We start from the raw sequence: 19514 nt of genomic DNA, 5'->3' as shown, positions 1-19514 counted from the left end.
GTAAGGTAGCAGCTTACTTTTCTGCAGTCACTAGTGCCGGTCGAGTACCCTGGATCCATGGCCCAGCACGAGGTAGTGACCGACGGAGCCCCGACCGCCCTCGACGCGTGCGACACCGGCGCCCGGGGCGCCTGCCAGAACGTCGACCTGGCCCTCGGCCGGGTGTTCACCCTGCTCGGCAAGCGCTGGACCGGCATGCTCCTGGGCGTGCTCAACAACAGCGGCCAGGCCTACTTCTCCGAGCTGCGCCGCGCCGTCCCGGGCATCAGCGAGCGGATGCTCTCCGACCGGCTGACGGAGCTGGCCGAAGCCGGGCTGGTGGTCCGCGAGGTCGACGCCGGCCCGCCGCTGCGGGTCAGCTACCGGCTCACCGAGGGCGGCATCGCGCTCAAGCCCGCGCTGAACGAACTGGCCGTCTGGGCCGACCGCTACCTGCCGGAGAGCGCCCTCAAGAACGGCGGCTGCTGACCCCGGAGGGCCCGCCGGCGCCACCGCGCCGCGCCCTCCCCCCGCGCTCGCATGCGCCCGCGCACTCGGCGACGCCCGCGCCCGGACATGCGGAAGGGCCCGGACATGCGGAAGGGCCCGCCCGCTGTCACCAGCGGACGGGCCCCTCACTTACGTGGATCCGTTGTCATCGGCGCTTCCCGCGCCGGTCGTTCAGCGCTTCCGTGCGCCGCGCAGCCGGGCCAGCCGGTCGGAGAGACCCCAGGAGGTCACCCGCCACAGCGCCTCGACCACGATGTTGCGGCTCATCTTGGACGCGCCCAGCTCGCGCTCGACGAAGGTGATCGGCACCTCGGCGACCTTGAACCCGGCCTTCACCGTGCGCCAGGCCAGGTCGACCTGGAAGCAGTACCCTGCCGAGGCGACCTCGTCCATGCCCAGGCCCAGCAGGGTCTCCTTGCGGAAGGCCCGGTAGCCGCCGGTGACGTCCTTGATCGGCACGCCCAGCATCAGCCGGGAGTAGGTCGAGCCGCCGCGCGAGAGCAGCAGCCGCGACTTCGGCCAGTTCACCACCCGGCCGCCCGGCACCCAGCGGGAGCCCAGCACCAGGTCGGCGCCGCGCAGCGCGCCCAGCAGCCGGTCCAGCTCCTCGGGCTGGTGCGAGCCGTCCGCGTCCATCTCGACCAGGACGTCGTAGCCGTTGTCGATGCCCCAGCGGAAGCCGGCCAGGTAGGCGGCGCCCAGGCCCTCCTTGCCCTTGCGGTGCATGACGTGCACGTTGGCGTCCTCGGCGGACAGCTTGTCGGCCAGCTCGCCGGTGCCGTCGGGGCTGTTGTCGTCGGCGACCAGCACGTGCGCCTCGGGCACCGCGGCACGGACCCGGCCGACGATCCGCTCGACGTTCTCCGCCTCGTTGTAGGTCGGGATGATCACCAGGACCCTGCCGAGATCAGCAAAACTCTGCTGGTTCACGGTCACGTACAAACCTCTCGGCCGATGGCGGGGAATCTCACAGCACCGTCGCCCGCACGCTGGAACGCGGCTCCACCGGCTGCCCTCCGACGGGGTGGTCACGGTGGAGAACTGCGCGCAGGGCGGAGACTACTGCGTGCTGGCATCCTACTACCGCGCCCGGGAACCACCGGTCCGCCCATGGCACTCCCACCGGACGCCCACCGTTTCCCCGTGGGTGACACCGTTCGGCTAGGGTCGATGCCCTTGCCCGTGCCCGGACCGCCCGCACCGCCGGGCTCGCCCCCGGCGATCCGGCACGCCCGCACAGACCGTGAAGGAGTAGGACCGCGCGCATGGACAGGCTCGTCAACACCGTCCGCCCGTACGCCTGGGGGTCGCTCACGGCCCTGCCCGAACTGCTCGGGCAGCAGCCGACCGGCGAGCCGCAGGCCGAGCTGTGGATGGGCGCCCACCCCGGAGACCCGTCCCGCGCCGACCGGGGGGACGGCCCGCGCCGGCTGGACGAGCTGATCGCGGCCGATCCCGAGGGCGAGCTGGGCGCCGCGAGCGTCGCCAGGTTCGGCCCGACCCTGCCGTTCCTCTTCAAGGTCCTCGCCGCGGGCACCCCGCTGTCGATCCAGGCGCACCCCACGCTCGACCAGGCCCGCGCCGGCTTCGCCGCCGAGAACGCCCTCGGCATCCCGCTGGACGCCCCCGAGCGCAGCTACCGCGACGCCAACCACAAGCCCGAAATGGTCTGCGCACTGGGCGACTTCGAGGGCCTGTGCGGCTTCCGCGGGACCGCCGAGGCGGCCGAGCTGATGGCCCGGCTCTCGGTGAACGGCCTGGAGCCGCTGATCGACCTGCTGGGCGTCGAGGACGAGGCCGAGGCGCTGCGCGGCACCCTGGCCGCCATCCTCACCATGGACGACGAGACGGCCGCGAAGACCGTCCGGGAGACCGCCGAGACGCTGGCGGAGTACGACACCGGGGACCCGGACTGGTACTACGCCCCGTACGCCCGGATCGCCAAGGACTTCCCGGACGACCGCGGCCTGATCGCCGGCATGCTGCTCAACCACGTCCGGCTGCGGGCCGGCGAGGCGCTCTACCTGGGCGCCGGGGTGCCGCACGCCTACCTGTCCGGCGTCTGCGTCGAGCTGCAGGCCAACTCCGACAACGTGCTGCGGGCCGGCCTCACCCCGAAGCACATCGACGTGCCGGAGCTGCTGAAGGTCGTGGTCTTCGAGAGCGGCGCCCCCGAGGTGGTGGCCCCCGTCCCGGTCGGGGACACCCCGGGCGAGGAGCTCTACCCCGTCCCGATCGACGAGTTCCGGCTCTCCCGGTTCGCGCTGGACGGCGTCGAGCGCACGATCGACGGCCGCACCCCGCAGATCCTGCTCTGCACCGAGGGCGGTGTCCGGCTCACCGCCGCCGACGGCACTGTCCTGGAGCTCGCCCGCGGCGGCTCCGCCTTCCTCCCCGCGACCGGCACCCCGACCCGCCTCTCCAGCACGGCCGGCACCGTCTTCCGCGCCACGGTGACCATCTGACCGGCGGACACCGACGCGCCACCGACCGGGGCCGGGCAGCGGGAGGGTTCCTGCTGCCCGGCCCCGCTCAGTCGCCCGGCTTCCCCGGGCCGCCCGATCCGTCACCGTCCGGGCCCGCCGCCACCAGCGCCGGCTCGGGCTCCGCCGCGGGGCCCGGGGCCTGCGCCGGGACGGCGGCCACCGCCGCGACCGGTGCCGGCCCCTCCGGCACCTGCGGCGGCCACCGCCGGTTCGCCGCCGTCGTCAGCCTGCGGCCCAGGTTCTGGAACGGCAGCTCCACCAGCCGGTACACCGCCCAGCAGACCGCCAGCAGCACCGCGAAGTACCCCAGCACCCACGACCACCGTTCCATGAACGGCATCGCGGCCAGCTTCTCCGGGTAGCGGGTGCCGTCCCAGCCGAGCCGCCACAGCAGGAACCTCTTGACCGGCCAGTGCAGCAGGTAGACCGAGTAGCTCACCGCCCCCAGCCGGACCAGCGGGCGGGCCAACCGCCGGTTGCGCAGCAGGAAGAACACGCCGAACGACGCCCACGCCGCCAGGTAGGCGAACGTCCACGCCGACCAGCTGAAGGTCGAGGTCGCGTCCGCCATCGCGCCCCGGTTGTACATCGGGCCCACGAGGGCGCCCGCCACCACCACGAAACCGACCGTCAGCCAGGCCTCGATCCGCTCGACCTGTCCGTGCTGCGCGCGGTGGACCACCGTGCCCGCGAACATCGTCGCGAAGATGGTGAAGGTCTCGTAGGCCGGCGTCCGGCCGTTGGTGAACACCAGCAGCAGGCCGAACCCGCCCAGCAGCAGACCGCCGGTCCGGGCCAGGGAAGCACGGCCGCTGAGCATGCAGAACACTCCCGTGACCACGATGACCACGGCGGCGACCACGAGGTTCCTGATCGCGTCGAGGCTGGTCTGCAGGCCGTAGGACGGGATCAGGACGCCCAGCGCGAGGGCGATCGCCGCCGCCCCGACCGCGATCGGTGCGCTGCGCCGGTGCAGGCCGAACGTGAAGAGGCTGCTGACGAAGAAGTAGAAGAGCATCTCGTACGTCAGGGTCCACATGATGCCGAGCCCGTTCACCACGCCCAGCACGTCCGTCAGCATCAGGCCGTTGCCCGCCAGCCAGAGCAGGTCGTGCCGGTAGCCGTCGAAGGTGAGGACCTGGTACGCGTGCGGCAGCACCAGCTCGGCGAAGAGCACGGTGACGATCAGCGCCGGGTGGATCCGGAAGACCCGGCCGATCCAGAAGGCCCGGACGTCACCGCGCCGCTCCAGGGAGGCCGGGATGATGTACCCGCTGACGACGAAGAACGCCATGACCCCGTAGAAGCCGAGGTCGAAGTGGGCCGCGACGGTGCCGCCGTGCGGGACCAGCTTCAGGATGTCGAAGTGGTGGGCCGTCACGGCCAGCGCGGCGATCCCGCGCAGCGCGTCCAGCCACCCGAGCCGACTCCCCGGTGCGGCGGCGCGCTCACGCCGCCCGACCGGTCGCAGCCCCCGTCGGACCGGTGGCCCCTTGATCGTCATCCGCCGGACACTAGCCCATCCGGGGCCGGCCCCGGCCGGCCCCTGGTCAGCCCGGTCCCGGATCAGTCCCGGGTCATGTCGACGAAGCGCGAGTAGTGGCCCTGGAAGGCCACCGTGATGGTCGCGGTCGGACCGTTACGGTGCTTGGCGACGATCAGGTCGGCCTCGCCCGCGCGCGGGGACTCCTTCTCGTAGGCGTCCTCGCGGTGCAGCAGGATGACCATGTCGGCGTCCTGCTCGATCGAGCCCGATTCACGCAGGTCGGAGACCATCGGCCGCTTGTCGGTGCGCTGCTCGGGGCCACGGTTCAGCTGGGAGAGCGCGATGACGGGGACTTCCAGCTCCTTGGCCAGCAGCTTGAGGTTACGGGACATGTCCGAGACCTCCTGCTGGCGGTTCTCGGCCCGGCGGGAGCCGCCGGACTGCATCAGCTGGAGGTAGTCGATGACGATCAGCTTGATGTCGTTGCGCTGCTTGAGCCGGCGGCACTTCGCGCGGATCTCCATCATCGACAGGTTCGGCGAGTCGTCGATGAACAGCGGGGCCTCGCTGACGTCGGGCATCCGGCGGGCGACCCGCGTCCAGTCGTCGTCCGTCATGTTCCCGGAGCGCATGTGGTGCAGCGCGACGCGGGCCTCGGCGGAGAGCAGACGCATGGCGATCTCGTTGCGCCCCATTTCGAGCGAGAAGATCACGCTCGGCAGCTTGTTGTGGATCGAGCAGGCACGCGCGAAGTCCAGCGCCAGGGTGGACTTACCCATGGCGGGGCGGGCCGCGATGACGATCATCTGGCCGGGGTGCAGGCCGTTGGTGAGCGCGTCGAAGTCGGCGAAGCCGGTCGGCACGCCGGACATCTGGCCGTTGCGGGAGCCGATCGCCTCGATCTCGTCGAGGGCGCCCTCCATGATGTCGGCCAGCGGCGCGTAGTCCTCGTTGGTGCGCTGCTCGGTGACGGCGTAGATCTCCGCCTGGGCGGAGTTGACGATCTCGTCCACGTCGCCCTCGGCCGCGTAGCCCATGCCCGCGATCCGGGTGCCGGCCTCGACCAGTCGGCGCAGCACCCCGCGCTCGGCGACGATCTGGGCGTAGTACTCGGCGTTGGCCGCCGTCGGAACGGAGTTGACCAGGGTGTGCAGGTACGAGGCGCCGCCGACCCGCTGCAGCTCGCCGCGCTTGGTCAGCTCGCCGGCCACGGTGATCGGGTCGGCCGGCTCGCCGCGGGCGTAGAGGTCGAGGATCGCGCCATGGATCATCTCGTGCGCGGGCCGGTAGTAGTCGGCGGGCTTGAGCACCTCGACCACGTCGGCGATGGCGTCCTTGGAGAGCAGCATGCCGCCGAGGACGGACTGCTCGGCGGCGAGGTCCTGCGGGGGGACGCGCTCGAAGCCGTCCACCCCGCCCTCGCCGTCGCCCTCGCCCCGGCGCTGCCAGCCGCCGTCCCGCTGTCCGCCCTCGCGCGAGGAGCCGTTCCGGCCGCCCTTGCCGCCCTGGAAGCCGCCCTTCTGGAAGCCGTCCTTCTGGAAGCCGTCGCGGCCGCCGCCCTGGCCGCCGCGGCCGCGGGAGACCGGGAGGCGGTCGCCGGGGCCGTCCGGGAAGGGTGCGTCGTCGAAGGCACCGGCCGGGAAGGGGTCCTCGGCGGTCTGCCAGTCCTCCTCCGGCGGCGGGGCGTCGTGGTCGTCGTACTGGGGGCCGGTCACGCGTGTTCCCCGATCAGCGAGTGGTGCGAGTTGGAGCGGGCTTGCCGGTGGCTGGGTGAAGCGGATCCGCTCCTCTTTGTACGCCACGGCTCCGACAAATCGGACGCCGGGGCGGTGCGAGTGTCGGGCGGAGGGCCCACGCTAAAGCGCCGGACGCCCTTGCGCCAAGGCGGTTATCCACAGGGGGTGTGGATGAGCGGCCCCGACCTGTGGAGAACTGCCGCAAAGCTGTGGACACCCCTGTGGACGCCCCTGTGGATAACCGGACCATCGATCCACCGTCAACTTGCTGACCTGGGATTACCTCTTCCCGGGCCTGTGCATGAGAAATTCTTCACACACCTCCGAATGGCTGTGGGCACAGAGTGGTCGAACGGCCCCGGTCAAGATATCGAGTAATGCCCTAATACCCCTGGCAGTCGTTACCTGTGGATGAGTAGCCTGGACGCCATGACCGCCACGCCCTCCAGACGCCGCCACGACCGGGAGATCCTCTCCCTGGCCGTCCCGGCCTTCGGCGCACTGGTCGCCGAGCCGCTCTTCCTGATGGCCGACTCGGCGATCGTCGGCCACCTCGGCACCGCCCAGCTGGCCGGGGTCGGCGTGGCCTCCGCCGCGCTCACCACCGCGACCGGCGTGTTCGTCTTCCTCGCCTACGCCACCACCGCGGCGGTCGCCCGCCGGATCGGCGCCGGGGACCGCCGGGGCGCCGTGCAGCAGGGCGTCGACGGCATCTGGCTCGCCCTGGGGCTGGCCGTACCGGTGGTGCTGCTGACCCTGCTGGTGGCCCCCTGGGTCGCCGACGTGCTGGGCGCCTCGCCGACCGCGGCGCCCTACGCGGTGACGTACCTGCGGATCAGCTCCCTGGGCATCCCGGCGATGCTCATGGTGCTGGCCGCCACCGGCGTGCTGCGCGGCCTGCAGGACACCCGTACGCCGCTGCTGGTGGCCGTCGCGGGCTTCACCGCCAACATCGGCCTGAACGCCGGCCTGGTCTACGGCGCCGGGCTGGGGGTGGCCGGCTCGGCCTGGGGCACCGTGCTCGCGCAGACCGGGATGGCCGCCGTCTACCTGGTCGTGGTGGTCCGCGGCGCACGGCGCGAGCGGGCCTCGCTGCGGCCGGACCCGACGGGCATCCGGGCCTGTGCGAAGGCGGGCGGCCCGCTGCTGGTCCGGACGATCAGCCTGCGCGCGGTGCTGATGATCGCCACCGCGGTGGCCGCCCGGCTGGGCGACGACCAGGTGGCCGCGCACCAGATCACCATGACGCTGTTCAGCTTCCTGGCCTTCGCGCTCGACGCCATCGCGATCGCCGGCCAGGCCATCATCGGCCGCTGCCTCGGCGGCTCGGACGTCCCGGGTGCCAGGGCCGCGACCCGGCGGATGGTCGAGTGGGGCGTCGGCTCCGGCGTGGTGCTCGGCCTGCTGGTGGTGGCCGCCCGCCCGCTCTACGTCCCGCTGTTCACGCCCGATCCGGCCGTGCAGGCGCAGCTGGACACCGCCCTGCTGCTGCTCGCGCTCAGCCAGCCGGTATCCGGCCTGGTCTTCGTGCTGGACGGGGTGCTGATGGGCGCCGGGGACGGTCCGTACCTGGCCCGGGCGGCGCTCGCGACGCTCGCGGTGTTCGCCCCGGCGGCCGTCGCCGTCCCCGCCACCGGCGCCGGGCTGGCCGGGCTCTGGTGGGCGATGAACCTGTTCATGCTGGTCCGCGCGGGCTTCCTGGTCTGGCGCGCCCGCGGCGGCGAGTGGCTGGTCACCGGAGCCGTCCGCGGGTAGCGTGCCCGCCCCCCCGGAGCGGCACCCCGCCCCCGCAGCGGCGGCGGCACCCGTCCCCGGGAACGACCGAGGGCCGGACTCCCGAAGGAGTCCGGCCCTCAAGCCACTGCTACGGAACTCAGGCAGCGACGACCGCGATGTCCAGGTTGGCCTGGACGTCGGAGTGCAGCTTGACCGAGACCTTGTGGGTGCCCACGGTCTTGATCGGCGAGCCGATCGCGACGGCGCGCTTGTCCACAGCCGGGCCGCCGGCGGCCTTGATGGCCTCGACGACGTCGGCCTGGGTCACCGAGCCGAACAGACGGCCGGCGTCACCCGAGCGGACGGCCAGCTTGACCTGGACGCCCTCCAGCTGACCCTTGACCTCGTTGGCGGCCTCAAGGGTCTGGATCTCGTGGATCTTGCGGGCGCGACGGATGGCGTCGACGTCCTTCTGACCACCCTTGGTCCAGCGGATGGCGTAGCCGCGCGGGACCAGGTAGTTGCGGGCGTAGCCGTCCTTGACCTCGACGACCTCGCCGGCGGAGCCGAGACCCGGCACCTCGTGCGTGAGGATGATCTTCATTACTCGGTCACCCTCTCTTAGCGCGCGGTGCTGGTGTAGGGCAGCAGCGCCATCTCACGGCTGTTCTTCACGGCCGTGGCGACGTCACGCTGGTGCTGGGTGCAGTTGCCGGTGACCCGGCGGGCACGGATCTTGCCGCGGTCGGAGATGTACTTCCGCAGCAGGTTCGTGTCCTTGTAGTCAACGTAGTTGACCTTGTCCTTGCAGAAGACGCAAACCTTCTTCTTCGGCTTGCGAGCAGGCGGCTTCGCCATTGTGTGCTCCATTTGGGGTTCACGGCCCGGCGGGCGTCCGGGGACACCGGCGGCCGGGCCGCACGAAATCTGTCAGCTCTTAGAACGGGGGCTCTTCCGAGTAGCCGCCGCCACCACCGGACGGGGCACCCCAGCCGCCGCCCTGGTTGCCACCGGACGGGGCGCTGGAAGCCCACGGGTCGTCGGAGGGGCCGGACTGGCCGCCGGAGTTTCCACCCCAGTTGCCGCCCTGCTGGCCGCCACCGCCGCCCCAGTTGCCACCGCCCTGGCCGCCGCCCTGCTGGCCGCCGAAGCCGCCACCGGGGCCGCCGGACCGGTTGGCCCGGGTGACCTTGGCGGTCGCCGAGCGCAGGCTCGGGCCGACCTCGTCGACCTCGACCTCGAAGACCGTCCGCTTCTCGCCTTCCTTGGTCTCGTAAGACCGCTGGCGCAGTCGGCCCTGCACGATGACGCGCATGCCGCGCTGCAGCGACTCGGCCACGTTCTCCGCCGGCTGCCGCCAGACGTTGCACGTGAGGAAGAGGCTCTCGCCGTCCTTCCACTCGTTCGTCTGACGGTCGAAGGTGCGGGGGGTGGACGCGATGCGGAACTTCGCGACCGCCGCACCCGACGGGGTGAAGCGCAGCTCGGGGTCGTCGACGAGATTGCCGACGAGGGTGATGACGGTCTCGCCTGCCATGGTGGTGATGACCTCTCGGGAAGATGTCCGTTCACCGCTGTTTCACGTGAAACAGCGGACGCGAGCTACCCGAGACCCGAAGGCCTCAGAGGTGGCTCAGTGGGTGTCCGGGCGCAGGACCTTGGTCCGCAGAACCGACTCGCTCAGGCCCATCTGGCGGTCGAGCTCCTTGACGACCTCAGGCGTGGCCTTGAGGTCGATGACCGAGTAGATGCCCTCGGACTGCTTGTTGATCTCGTAAGCCAGACGGCGACGACCCCAGGTGTCGACCTTCTCCACCTTGCCGCCCGCGTTGCGGACGACGGTGAGGAAGTTCTCGATCAGGGGGGAGACAGCGCGCTCCTCGACCGAGGGGTCGAGGATGACCATCACCTCGTAGTGACGCATGGGTAACCCACCTCCTTTGGACTCAGCGGCCACGGTCTCTCCGTGGCAGGAGGGTTGTGCGTAGCGTCGGCACCGGTGCGGTGACGACTCCGGCCCACCGTAGCGGGCGGGTCCGACAGTCGGCCCCGCCCACCCCGGAGGGGTGTCGCCCGGAAGAGGGCGCAAGGGGGCACAACTACACCAGTGCAGACGGCACAGCCTACCCGCACCCGTACGGCCGAACAAAACGCACAGGGGTTGTGAGAGCGGCGCAACCACCGCAGTCTGGACGGAACGGGATTCCTGCCCGTTCGTCTCCACGCCTGGAGGTGGGACTCATGGCCCAGTCCGTCCACCACATGCCCGCGCTCACGCTGAACACCGACGGCCACCCGCACCCCCGCGAGAACACCCTGGTGGCACTGACCGCCGTCTTCGGCGTGATCGCCTTCACCACCTCGTTCTTCTACAACCTGCACCTGCTGACGTCGTGGACCGGCCTGGCCGGGATCGTCACGGGGTTCTGGGGCGTGTTCGTCTCGGTCACCACCGCCGAGCGCTTCGTCCTGATGGTCTCGCTCGGCGCCTCCGCGGTGGGCTTCTACCTCGGCATCGCCCGCGGCGGCCTCTGGGGCTGATCCGGGCCCTCCGGGCCGGCCCCGCCGGAACCCCTGACGCCCCCGCCGCGTATCTGGAAGAAGACAGGTACGCGACGGGGGCGCCGTCGTGCCCGCAGCGACGGGCGCCCGGGCCCCGGACGATAAGGTCAGCCCGAGAACCCGGGGCCCAATGCAGCCCGACCGACGAGGAGCACCGAGCAATGAGCCTGCGCCTGAGGACGATCACCCGCGAGGAGCACCTCGCCTTCATCAGGAGCCGCGCCTCGGCCAGCCACATGCAGGTGCCGTCGTGGGGTGACGTGAAGGCCGAGTGGCGGTCCGAGTCGATCGGCTGGTTCGACGACGCCGACCAGCTCGTCGGCGCCGGCCTGGTCCTCTACCGCCAGCTGCCGAAGCTCAAGCGCTACCTCGCCTACCTGCCCGAGGGCCCGGTCATCGACTGGTTCGACCGCGACCTCGACCGCTGGCTCTCGCCGATGCTGGCGCACCTGAAGTCGCAGGGCGCGTTCTCGGTGAAGATGGGCCCGCCGGTGGTCATCCGCCGCTGGAACGCCCCCACCATCAAGGAGGCCATCGCCGCCAAGCAGGCCAAGCGGCTGCGCGACGTCGAGGCCGACTGGTACGAGCCGCGCGCCTTCGAGGTGGCCGACCGGCTGCGCAAGGCCGGCTGGCTGCAGGGCGAGGACGGCGGCGCCGGCTTCGGCGACGTCCAGCCCCGCTACGTCTTCCAGGTGCCGCTGGCCAACCGCTCGCTGGACGACATCCACAAGAACTTCAACCAGCTGTGGCGCCGCAACATCAAGAAGGCCGAGAAGAGCGGCGTCGAGGTGTTCCAGGGCGGCTACGACGAGCTGCCGATCTTCCACCAGCTCTACCTGGTCACCGCCGAGCGCGACAAGTTCACCCCGCGCCCGCTGTCGTACTTCCAGCGGATGTGGAAGGCCCTCACCGCCGAGGACCCGAACCGCATGCGCCTCTACATCGCCTACCACGAGGGCGAGCCGCTGGCCGCCACCACGATGCTCGTGGTCGGCGAGCACGTCTGGTACTCCTACGGCGCCTCGGCCAACCACAAGCGCGAGGTCAAGCCGTCCAACGCCATCCAGTGGCGGATGATGCGCGACTCCTACGCCCTCGGCGGCGGGGTGTACGACCTGCGCGGCATCAGTGACACCCTGGACGAGAACGACCACCTGTTCGGACTGATCCAGTTCAAGGTCGGCACCGGCGGCCAGGCGGCCGAGTACCTCGGCGAGTGGGACTTCCCGCTCAACAAGCTGCTGCACAAGGCCCTCGACCTCTACATGTCCCGCCGCTGAGGAGGCTGACCCGATGACGCTGTCGCTCTACCTCGACACCGAACGCTGGCGCACCCACCAGCGCTCCGTCCTCGCCGAGTTCCCCGGCCTGGTGCCGGTCGCCAAGGGAAACGGCTACGGCCTGGGCAACCACCGGCTGGCCGAGGAGGCGACACGGCTGGGCACCGGTGTGCTCGCCGTCGGTACCGCGTACGAGGCGGCCGACGCCGCCGAGTGGTACGGCGGCGAGCTGCTGGTGCTCACCCCGTACCGGGTCGGCGAGGAGGTCCTCCCGCTGCCGCACGCCCGGGTGATCCGCACGGTGGCGAGCGTGGACGCGCTGCGGACGCTGCACGGCACCCGGGTGGTGCTGGAGTGCATGACCACCATGCGCCGCCACGGCGTGAGCGCCGCCGACCTGCAGACCGTCGCCGCCGAGCTGGGCGGCGTCTCCTTCGAGGGCCTGGCGCTGCACCTGCCGATGGACCGGCCGGACGGCTCCAACCCGGTCGAGGAGGTCGCGTACTGGGTGGACACCGCCCGGGCGGCCGGCATCCCGGTGCACACCGTGTTCGTCAGCCACCTCGGCGCGGCCGGCATGGAGCAGCTGGCCCAGCGCTACCCGGAGACCGTCTTCCGGGCCCGGATCGGCACCCGGCTCTGGCTGGGCGACCACGCCGCGCTGGAGGTCCGGGCCACCGTCCTGGACGTCACCCCGGTCAAGAAGGGCGACCGCTACGGCTACCGCCAGCACCCGGCGCCCGCCGACGGCCACCTCCTGGTGGTCGCGGGCGGCACCGCGCACGGCATCGGTCTGGAGGCGCCCAAGTACGTGGCGAGCATGGCCTCGCGGGCCAAGGGCATCGCCCGGGCCGGCCTGGCGACGGTCAACAAGACCAAGTCGCCGTTCCACTGGGCCGGCAAGCAGCTCTGGTTCGCCGAGCCCCCGCACATGCAGGTCTCGCTGCTGTTCCTGGACGGCGAGACCAAGCCCCCCGCGATCGGCGAGGAGCTCGGTCTCCAGGTCCGCCACACCACCACGCACTTCGACCGCGTGGTGGACCGCTAGACCTCCGGACCCGTCACGCGTGACGGGTCACGGCTTCTCGGCCGGCTCCGACAGTTCGGGCTCGCTCAGCCACTGCCCGGGGCCGGCCGGCGCGTACGCGGCGTAGCTCTCCTCCTCGCGCAGCCGTCGGGCGGTGCCCAGCACGACCACGTCCGGGGCGTGGTCGAGCACCCCGCCGGAGGGGTCGTCGCTGCCGTCCCAGCGGACCGGGTCGTGCTCCGGGTGCAGGGCGTCGCGGACCACCAGGCCGACCAGGTAGAGCGTGCCGATCAGGTGCAGCCCGATCGCGAAGTGGTACCAGGCCTCGCCGATCCCGTGCTGCTTGGGCCCGGTGACGAAGCCCAGGTGGGACCAGATGCCCAGGGTGTAGAGCACCTCGCAGGCCTGCCAGATCAGGAAGTCCCGCCAGCGCGGCCGGGCCAGCACCGCGAGCGGCAGCAGCCAGAGCGCGTACTGCGGCGAGTACACCTTGTTGACCAGCACGAACAGCGCGACGACCAGGAAGGCCAGCTGCGCGAAGCGCGGGCGGCGCGGGGCCGAGAGGCCGAGCCACGCTATGGCCAGGCAGCCCAGCACCATCAGCACGCCGATGTAGAGGTCGAGGTCGGCCAGGCCGACGCCGCGGACCTGCATCAGGATCAGCCAGAACGAGCCGTAGTCCTCGCCGCGGTGCTTGCTGAACACGTAGAACGTCGACCAGCCCTGCCAGTTGGCGAGCATGATCGGCAGGTTGACCAGCAGCCAGGCGCCCACCGCGCCGCCGAGCATCACCCGGAACTCGCGCCACTTGCCGGCCCGCCAGCAGAGCACCAGCAGCGGGCCGACCAGCAGCAGCGGGTAGAGCTTGGCGGCGGTGGCCAGACCGATGAAGACGCCGGCCCAGCCCGGCCGGGAGCCGGCCCACCAGGCCATCGCCACGGCGGCGAGCGCGACCGCGAGCAGGTCCCAGTTGACGGTGCCGTTGAGCAGCAGGGTGGGCGCGAGCGCGAACAGCAGCGCGTCCCAGGGGCGGCGGCGGTGGATGCGGGTGAGCGCCACGACCGCGACCACCGCGCAGGCCATCAGCAGCCCGGCGTTGATCGCCCAGAACCACTGCTCCTGGCTCTGCTGGTCGCCCCCGCCGGGCGTCAGCCAGGCCGCGACCTGCATGAACAGGCCGGTCAGCACCGGGTACTCCAGGTACTGCAGGTCCCCCGTGGAGCCCGGGATGCGGTCCACGTACGGGTGCAGGCCGGCCGCGAAGCCGCGCCCGGAGAACAGGTGCGGGATGTCGCTGTAGCAGGCGTGGATGTACTGCGGCGAGCCCGGCTGGAACCAGGCCTGCTCGTAGCAGGGCAGCTTCTGCACCATGCCGAGCACCGAGACCACGATCACCGCGAGCGCCAGGAAGCGCGCCGGGATCCACCAGGAGACCCCGAGCAGCGCCCGGCGTCCGGGCGGCCCGCCGATCACCTCGCTGCCGGCCGCCGCCACCGGGTCCTCGTCGGCCGGGACGACCACGGTGTTGGCCGGCGGCGCGGCCGCGGCGACGGCTTCCGGGGTGGGCCCTGCGAGACCGCCGGACCCGACCGGGCCGGCGGTTTCGTCACGATCGCTCGACGTCATGCCGGACATCCTGCCGCACCATCCCGGCCGGGACGAGGAGGACCCCGCAACGGTCTGCGGAGCTCCGCGGGCCGGCGGGTCCGCGAACCGTGACGAAAACGGCGGTGGCGGCCCTCCGAGGAGGACCGCCACCGCCGTCACCGATGCTCGCCGCGGGCTGCTAGCCCCCCACGGCCGGCGGGCCGCCGGTGGCGGTCGACGTCGGCTTGCCACCGGTCGGCTTGCCACCGCCACCCGGCGTCGTGGTGTCCGTGGGCGACGGCGTCGTCGGGCAGTTGATGAACGGGATGCACGTGCTGGTCGGGTGCGGGGGCTTGGTCTTCGTCGGGCTCGGCTGGTCGCCGGGGCAGTCCACGCCCGGCACGCAGGTCGGGGTGGGCTGCGGCGGCTGCGGCTGGGCGGGCTGCGTCGGCTGCTGCGTCGGCGCCGTGGCCGACGGGGTGTCGGCCGTGGTCGGCGTCGGCACGGCCGTGGCCGTGGACGGCGCTCCGGAGGAGTCGACCTCGGAGCCGATCGGCTGCGGGTTCGGGAAGTCCAGCTTCTTCTCGTTGGCCAGCGCGACCTTCATGTAGCGGGTGAAGACGTCCGTCGGGATGTCACCACCGTGGATCGACGCCTTGCCGCCGGTGCCGTTGAGGGACTGCCGCTGGTGCGCGGCCGGGTCCTCTCGCCACATCGCGACGCTGGTCACCAGCTGCGGGGTGTAGCCGACCCACCAGGCCGACTTGTTCTCGTCGGTGGTACCGGTCTTGCCCGCCACCGGGCGGCCCAGCGCGAGGGTCTTGGTACCGGTGCCCTTCGCCGCCACGTTCACCAGCACGTCGGTGACGTTGTCGGCGACCGCGGGCTCCAGCGCGACCTTGGTCTCCTTCTTGGCGAAGCCCGTGCGCGCCACGCCGTCCCACTCGACCTTGGTGACCGAGTACGGCTCGGCTTCCTTGCCGCTGGCCGCCAGGGTGCCGTAGGCGGTGGCCATCCGGATCGGGCTGATGGTGGAGGTGCCGAGCGGGAAGGTCGCGGTCTTCGGGTCGGCGAGGCTGTCCTTCCGGATGCCCATCTGCACCGCGATGTCGGCCACGTTCTGGCCGCCGACGTCCTGGTTGAGCTGGACGAAGGGCACGTTGTACGAGTACTGCATGGCCTGCCGCAGCGAGACGTAGCCGTGCTTGCTGGAGTCCTCGTTCTTCTGGTGGTACGTCTTGCCGTCGTCCCCGATCACCAGCGAGCCGTCCGGCTTGCGGATCTCGGAGAGGTCGTCGGCCAGGTAGCGGCTGTCGGCGTTGATGCGCTTCGGCTTGCCGTCGTCACCCTTCGCGGTCTGCACGCCGACCTGCATGGCGGTGGCCAGCACGAACGGCTTGAAGGTCGAGCCGACCTGGACGCCGGTGGCGTCGGCGTTGTTGTCGAAGTGCCCGTTCTCCACGCCGTCGCCGCCGTAGAGGGCGACGATCGCACCGTCGCCGGGGCGGATGCTGGCGGAGCCGAACTGGATGTTGGTGTCGTTGTCCGGGCGCTTCTGCGGGTCGAGGTTCTCGGCCTTGACGTCGTCGACGGCCTTCTTCAGGGCGTCGACCTTGTCCTTCTCGAAGGTCGTGTAGATCTTCAGGCCGCCCTTGTCCAGCACCTGCTGCGTGATGTTCTTGTCGGTGTTCATCACGTACTTGTTGGCGGTGTCGACCAGGTAGCTGATCTCACCGTTCAGGTTGGAACTGGGCTTCAGCGGGATCGGGGTCGGGAACGTGGTGCACTTGGCCCGCTCCTCGGGGGTGAGGGCCTTGGTCTTCACCATGTTGTCGAGGATCCAGGACCACCGGCCCTGGGCCCGTTCCTTGTTTGCCGGGTTGGTGGGGTCGTAGTACGCCGCACCCTTCAGCAGCCCCGCCAGCATGGCGCTCTGGCAGGCGTCGAGGTCCTTGGCGTCCACCCCGTAGTACGCCTGGGCGGCGGCCTGGGCACCGTTCGCGCCGCGGCCGAACCAGCTGGTGTTCAGGTAGCCGGTGAGGACCTCCTCCTTGCTCTGCTTCTGGTCGACCTTCAGCGTGATGAAGAACTCCTTCACCTTGCGGCTGAGGGTCTGCTCCTGGCTCAGGTAGGCGTTCTTGACGTACTGCTGGGTGATGGTCGAGGCGCCCTGGGTCTCACCCCCCTTCGCCATGTTGTAGACGGCGCGGAGCATGCCCTTGGGGTCGATGCCGTGGTCAGTGCGGAAGTCCTGGTTCTCCGCGGCGATGACGGCGTCCTGCAGGTGGGGGCTGATGTCCTTGAGCGGGACGATCTGGCGGTTGGTCTGGCCCTTGCGGGCCATCTCCGTGTTGTCCGCCCAGTAGTAGATCGTGTTCTGGCCCTGCACCAGCTTGTTCATGTCGGGGATCTGGGTGGTCTGGTACAGGTAGAACACCACGCCCACGAAGCACGCGAAGACCAGCAGGAAGCCGCTCAGCAGCTGCTTCCAGGACGGCAGCCAGCGCCGGACGCCGGTCTTGCCGAACCGCGGGTAGTCGATGAAGCGCTTCTTGCCGGACGCCGCGGCCGCGGCGGAAGCCGCGGCGGCGCCCTGCTTGCCGCTCCCCTTGCCCTTCTTCTGTCCCGCCTTGCGCATCTCCGCACGGGTCATCCGGGGTTGCTGAGCCGTCTCCCGGACGCCCGACGGACGCCGGCGGCCGATCCCGTCCGAGGTCAACTCGTCGGGCGTCGGCCCTCCCCGACGGCCGCCGCCTCCCGGGGGCTGCTGCCCGTCACCGCCCGGGTCGGGCGTCCTTCGCCGTCGTTCGCTCATCTTCCAGCCACTCCTCGCCAGGCGTCTCCAGCCTGAAGGCAGGGTTCACGTCCGATGCCCGCAAAACCGCCCTGACTCCCGGAGGTGGTCCTCGTGCACACGCGACAGCGTACGCAGCACGGAAATACAACTAATCGGGCATCAGTCGCCAATAACCGCAAAACGGCGACAGATCATTACACGCCCGTTGCCAAGCTCACCTGCGCGTCGGCTTGTGATCACATTCACGCGTGCCCCCCTTGCCCGTTCCGGGGGTCGGGTTTACTGTTCTCGATATATCGAGCCGATACATCGAAGCGGAATACCGCCGGATGCAGCGGCCGGACGAGGGCCGAGAGGGAGGAGGACCACGGCAGTGGGCAGGCGCTCAGGAGTGCTGGAGTTCGCCGTTCTCGGCCTGCTCCACGACGCTCCGATGCACGGCTACGAGCTGCGCAAGCGGCTCAACATCCTGCTCGGCACGTTCCGGGCACTCTCCTACGGAACGCTCTACCCCTGTCTGAAGAGCCTGGTCGCCCAGGGTTTCCTGGTCGAGGACAACCCGGACGTCGAGTACGTCCCGGCCACCGCCCTCAACGGCAAGCGGTCCAAGATCGTCTACCGGCTCTCCGCCGAGGGGAAGCAGCGCTTCGAGGAGCTGCTCGCCGACTCCGGCCCGGACGCCTGGGAGGACGAGCACTTCGGCGTCCACTTCGCGTTCTTCGGCCAGACCGACCGGGCCGTCCGGATGCGCGTCCTGGAGGGGCGCCGCAGCCGGCTGGAGGAGCGCCTGGAGCGGATGCGCAACTCGCTCGCCCGTGCCCGCGAGCGGTTCGACGACTACACCGTCGAACTCCAGCGGCACGGACTGGAGTCGGTGGAGCGCGAGGTCCGCTGGCTCAACGAGCTGATCGAGACCGAGCGGTCCAACCGCACCGGCCGGACCGGTCCCGCCACCGGCGGCGACCCCTCCGCCGTACCCCACAAGACTTCGGACGGCCGTGGCCAGGAGACCGGGTCCTCGGACCCGTCCGGGCCACCGTACGACCGCCCGGGGCGCTCCGCCCAGGAGCGCTGACACCGCGCCAGCCCTGTGCCGCGCGGCAGGAGTGGGCGCCTCGCGCGCCCTTACAAGCAGTCATCGAAGAAGCAGGACGAGTTCCGCCGGTCCCGGCGGTCCTCATGAGATCACAGGGAGCAACCGGAAATGGGTTCGGTTCGCGTAGCCATCGTCGGCGTGGGCAACTGCGCCGCCTCGCTGGTGCAGGGTGTCGAGTACTACAAGGACGCCGACCCGGCCGGCAAGGTCCCCGGGCTGATGCACGTCCAGTTCGGTGACTACCACGTCCGTGACGTGGAGTTCGTCGCCGCCTTCGACGTCGACGCCAAGAAGGTGGGCTTCGACCTGGCCGACGCCATCGGCAACAGCGAGAACAACACCATCAAGATCTGCGACGTGCCGCCGACCGGCGTCACCGTCCAGCGCGGCCACACCCTCGACGGCCTGGGCAAGTACTACCTGGAGACCATCGAGGAGTCCGACGAGGCCCCGGTCGACGTCGTCCAGGTCCTCAAGGACCAGCAGGTCGACGTCCTGGTCTGCTACCTGCCGGTCGGCTCCGAGAAGGCCGCCAAGTTCTACGCCCAGTGCGCCATCGACGCCAAGGTCGCCTTCGTGAACGCCCTGCCGGTGTTCATCGCGGGCACCAAGGAGTGGGCGGACAAGTTCACCGAGGCCGGCGTGCCGATCGTCGGTGACGACATCAAGTCCCAGGTCGGCGCCACCATCACGCACCGCGTGATGGCCAAGCTGTTCGAGGACCGCGGTGTCATCCTTGAGCGCACCATGCAGCTGAACGTCGGCGGCAACATGGACTTCAAGAACATGCTGGAGCGCGAGCGCCTGGAGTCCAAGAAGATCTCCAAGACCCAGGCCGTCACCTCGCAGATCCGCGACCGCGAGCTGGGCGCCAAGAACGTCCACATCGGTCCCTCGGACTACGTGGCCTGGCTGGACGACCGCAAGTGGGCCTACGTCCGCCTGGAGGGTCGTGCGTTCGGCGACGTCCCGCTGAACCTGGAGTACAAGCTGGAGGTCTGGGACTCCCCGAACTCCGCCGGTGTCATCATCGACGCGGTGCGCGCCGCGAAGATCGCCAAGGACCGCGGCATCGGTGGCCCGATCCTGTCGGCCTCCTCGTACTTCATGAAGTCCCCGCCGGTCCAGTACTTCGACGACGAGGCCAAGGAGAACGTCGAGAAGTTCATCCGCGGCGAGGTCGAGCGCTGAGCGCAGCGAGGTTCGCGACTGTCGGGCACCGAGCGCTGAGCGCAGCGAGGTTCGCGACCGT

17 protein-coding genes are annotated in these 19514 nt (G+C 70.7%); 8 read left to right on the top strand and 9 right to left on the bottom strand.

What is annotated here, in order from left to right; all coding sequences use genetic code 11:
* The first annotated feature begins 57 nt into the window (after positions 1–57).
* Positions 58–468, top strand: a complete 411-nt coding sequence (locus ACZ7KX_RS10285) for a winged helix-turn-helix transcriptional regulator (RefSeq protein ID WP_470326092.1) — start codon at positions 58–60, stop codon at positions 466–468.
* 192 nt (positions 469–660) lie between these two features.
* Here the strand turns inward: ACZ7KX_RS10285 and ACZ7KX_RS10280 are convergent, their stop codons facing one another.
* Positions 661–1425 (bottom strand): polyprenol monophosphomannose synthase, encoded by a 765-nt coding sequence (locus tag ACZ7KX_RS10280; RefSeq protein ID WP_470326091.1) that lies wholly within the window; start codon positions 1423–1425, stop codon positions 661–663.
* 329 nt (positions 1426–1754) lie between these two features.
* Between ACZ7KX_RS10280 and manA the strand changes: the two genes are divergently transcribed.
* Positions 1755–2954: a mannose-6-phosphate isomerase, class I gene (gene manA / locus ACZ7KX_RS10275; protein WP_470326090.1), complete on the top strand. Its 1200-nt coding sequence runs from the start codon at positions 1755–1757 to the stop codon at positions 2952–2954.
* A 67-nt stretch (positions 2955–3021) separates the two neighbouring features.
* On the opposite strand, the gene ACZ7KX_RS10270 is transcribed toward manA, so the two are convergent.
* Together ACZ7KX_RS10270 and dnaB are read right to left on the bottom strand one after the other, a co-directional pair.
* Positions 3022–4479, bottom strand: a complete 1458-nt coding sequence (locus ACZ7KX_RS10270) for an acyltransferase family protein (protein ID WP_470326089.1) — start codon at positions 4477–4479, stop codon at positions 3022–3024.
* Positions 4480–4541: 62 nt separating this feature from the next.
* Positions 4542–6176: a replicative DNA helicase gene (gene dnaB / locus ACZ7KX_RS10265; protein ID WP_396549828.1), complete on the bottom strand. Its 1635-nt coding sequence runs from the start codon at positions 6174–6176 to the stop codon at positions 4542–4544.
* 450 nt (positions 6177–6626) lie between these two features.
* Between dnaB and ACZ7KX_RS10260 the strand changes: the two genes are divergently transcribed.
* Entirely contained in the window at positions 6627–7952 is a 1326-nt protein-coding gene (locus ACZ7KX_RS10260) for an MATE family efflux transporter (RefSeq protein WP_470326088.1), read from the top strand.
* 118 nt (positions 7953–8070) lie between these two features.
* Here the strand turns inward: ACZ7KX_RS10260 and rplI are convergent, their stop codons facing one another.
* The 4 genes from rplI to rpsF all read right to left on the bottom strand — a co-directional run bounded on the left by rplI (position 8071) and on the right by rpsF (position 9837).
* On the bottom strand, positions 8071–8517 hold the full coding sequence (gene rplI, locus ACZ7KX_RS10255; protein WP_470326087.1) for a 50S ribosomal protein L9: 447 nt from the start codon (positions 8515–8517) through the stop codon (positions 8071–8073).
* Positions 8518–8534: 17 nt separating this feature from the next.
* Positions 8535–8771: a 30S ribosomal protein S18 gene (gene rpsR / locus ACZ7KX_RS10250; protein WP_030059640.1), complete on the bottom strand. Its 237-nt coding sequence runs from the start codon at positions 8769–8771 to the stop codon at positions 8535–8537.
* Between the two features lie 79 nt (positions 8772–8850).
* Positions 8851–9450, bottom strand: coding sequence for a single-stranded DNA-binding protein (locus ACZ7KX_RS10245; RefSeq protein ID WP_470326086.1), 600 nt, complete (start codon positions 9448–9450; stop codon positions 8851–8853).
* Positions 9451–9546: 96 nt separating this feature from the next.
* The gene (gene rpsF / locus ACZ7KX_RS10240) at positions 9547–9837 is read right to left on the bottom strand and encodes a 30S ribosomal protein S6 (protein WP_063348486.1); all 291 of its coding nucleotides are present in this window, start codon (positions 9835–9837) and stop codon (positions 9547–9549) included.
* A gap of 317 nt (positions 9838–10154) precedes the next feature.
* On the opposite strand from rpsF, the gene ACZ7KX_RS10235 reads away from it, so the two are divergent.
* The 3 genes from ACZ7KX_RS10235 (at position 10155) to ACZ7KX_RS10225 (ending at position 12803) form a co-directional block, all read left to right on the top strand.
* Positions 10155–10454 (top strand): hypothetical protein, encoded by a 300-nt coding sequence (locus ACZ7KX_RS10235; RefSeq protein WP_350525931.1) that lies wholly within the window; start codon positions 10155–10157, stop codon positions 10452–10454.
* Between the two features lie 182 nt (positions 10455–10636).
* Positions 10637–11755, top strand: coding sequence for a lipid II:glycine glycyltransferase FemX (locus ACZ7KX_RS10230; protein ID WP_396549833.1), 1119 nt, complete (start codon positions 10637–10639; stop codon positions 11753–11755).
* Between the two features lie 13 nt (positions 11756–11768).
* On the top strand, positions 11769–12803 hold the full coding sequence (locus ACZ7KX_RS10225; RefSeq protein WP_350525929.1) for an alanine racemase: 1035 nt from the start codon (positions 11769–11771) through the stop codon (positions 12801–12803).
* 27 nt (positions 12804–12830) lie between these two features.
* Here the strand turns inward: ACZ7KX_RS10225 and ACZ7KX_RS10220 are convergent, their stop codons facing one another.
* Together ACZ7KX_RS10220 and ACZ7KX_RS10215 are read right to left on the bottom strand one after the other, a co-directional pair.
* Positions 12831–14408, bottom strand: coding sequence for a glycosyltransferase family 87 protein (locus ACZ7KX_RS10220; RefSeq protein WP_470326085.1), 1578 nt, complete (start codon positions 14406–14408; stop codon positions 12831–12833).
* A 160-nt stretch (positions 14409–14568) separates the two neighbouring features.
* A complete protein-coding gene (locus tag ACZ7KX_RS10215; protein ID WP_470326084.1) occupies positions 14569–17022 on the bottom strand; it encodes a transglycosylase domain-containing protein in 2454 nt (817 codons plus the stop codon).
* A gap of 517 nt (positions 17023–17539) precedes the next feature.
* On the opposite strand from ACZ7KX_RS10215, the gene ACZ7KX_RS10210 reads away from it, so the two are divergent.
* Together ACZ7KX_RS10210 and ACZ7KX_RS10205 are read left to right on the top strand one after the other, a co-directional pair.
* Entirely contained in the window at positions 17540–18241 is a 702-nt protein-coding gene (locus ACZ7KX_RS10210; RefSeq protein ID WP_350525926.1) for a PadR family transcriptional regulator, read from the top strand.
* 129 nt (positions 18242–18370) lie between these two features.
* Positions 18371–19453: an inositol-3-phosphate synthase gene (locus ACZ7KX_RS10205; RefSeq protein WP_350627479.1), complete on the top strand. Its 1083-nt coding sequence runs from the start codon at positions 18371–18373 to the stop codon at positions 19451–19453.
* Positions 19454–19514: the final 61 nt, after the last annotated feature.

The organism is Kitasatospora sp. NPDC038210 (genome assembly GCF_055600605.1).
This window is presented reverse-complemented; position numbering and strand designations above follow the sequence as displayed.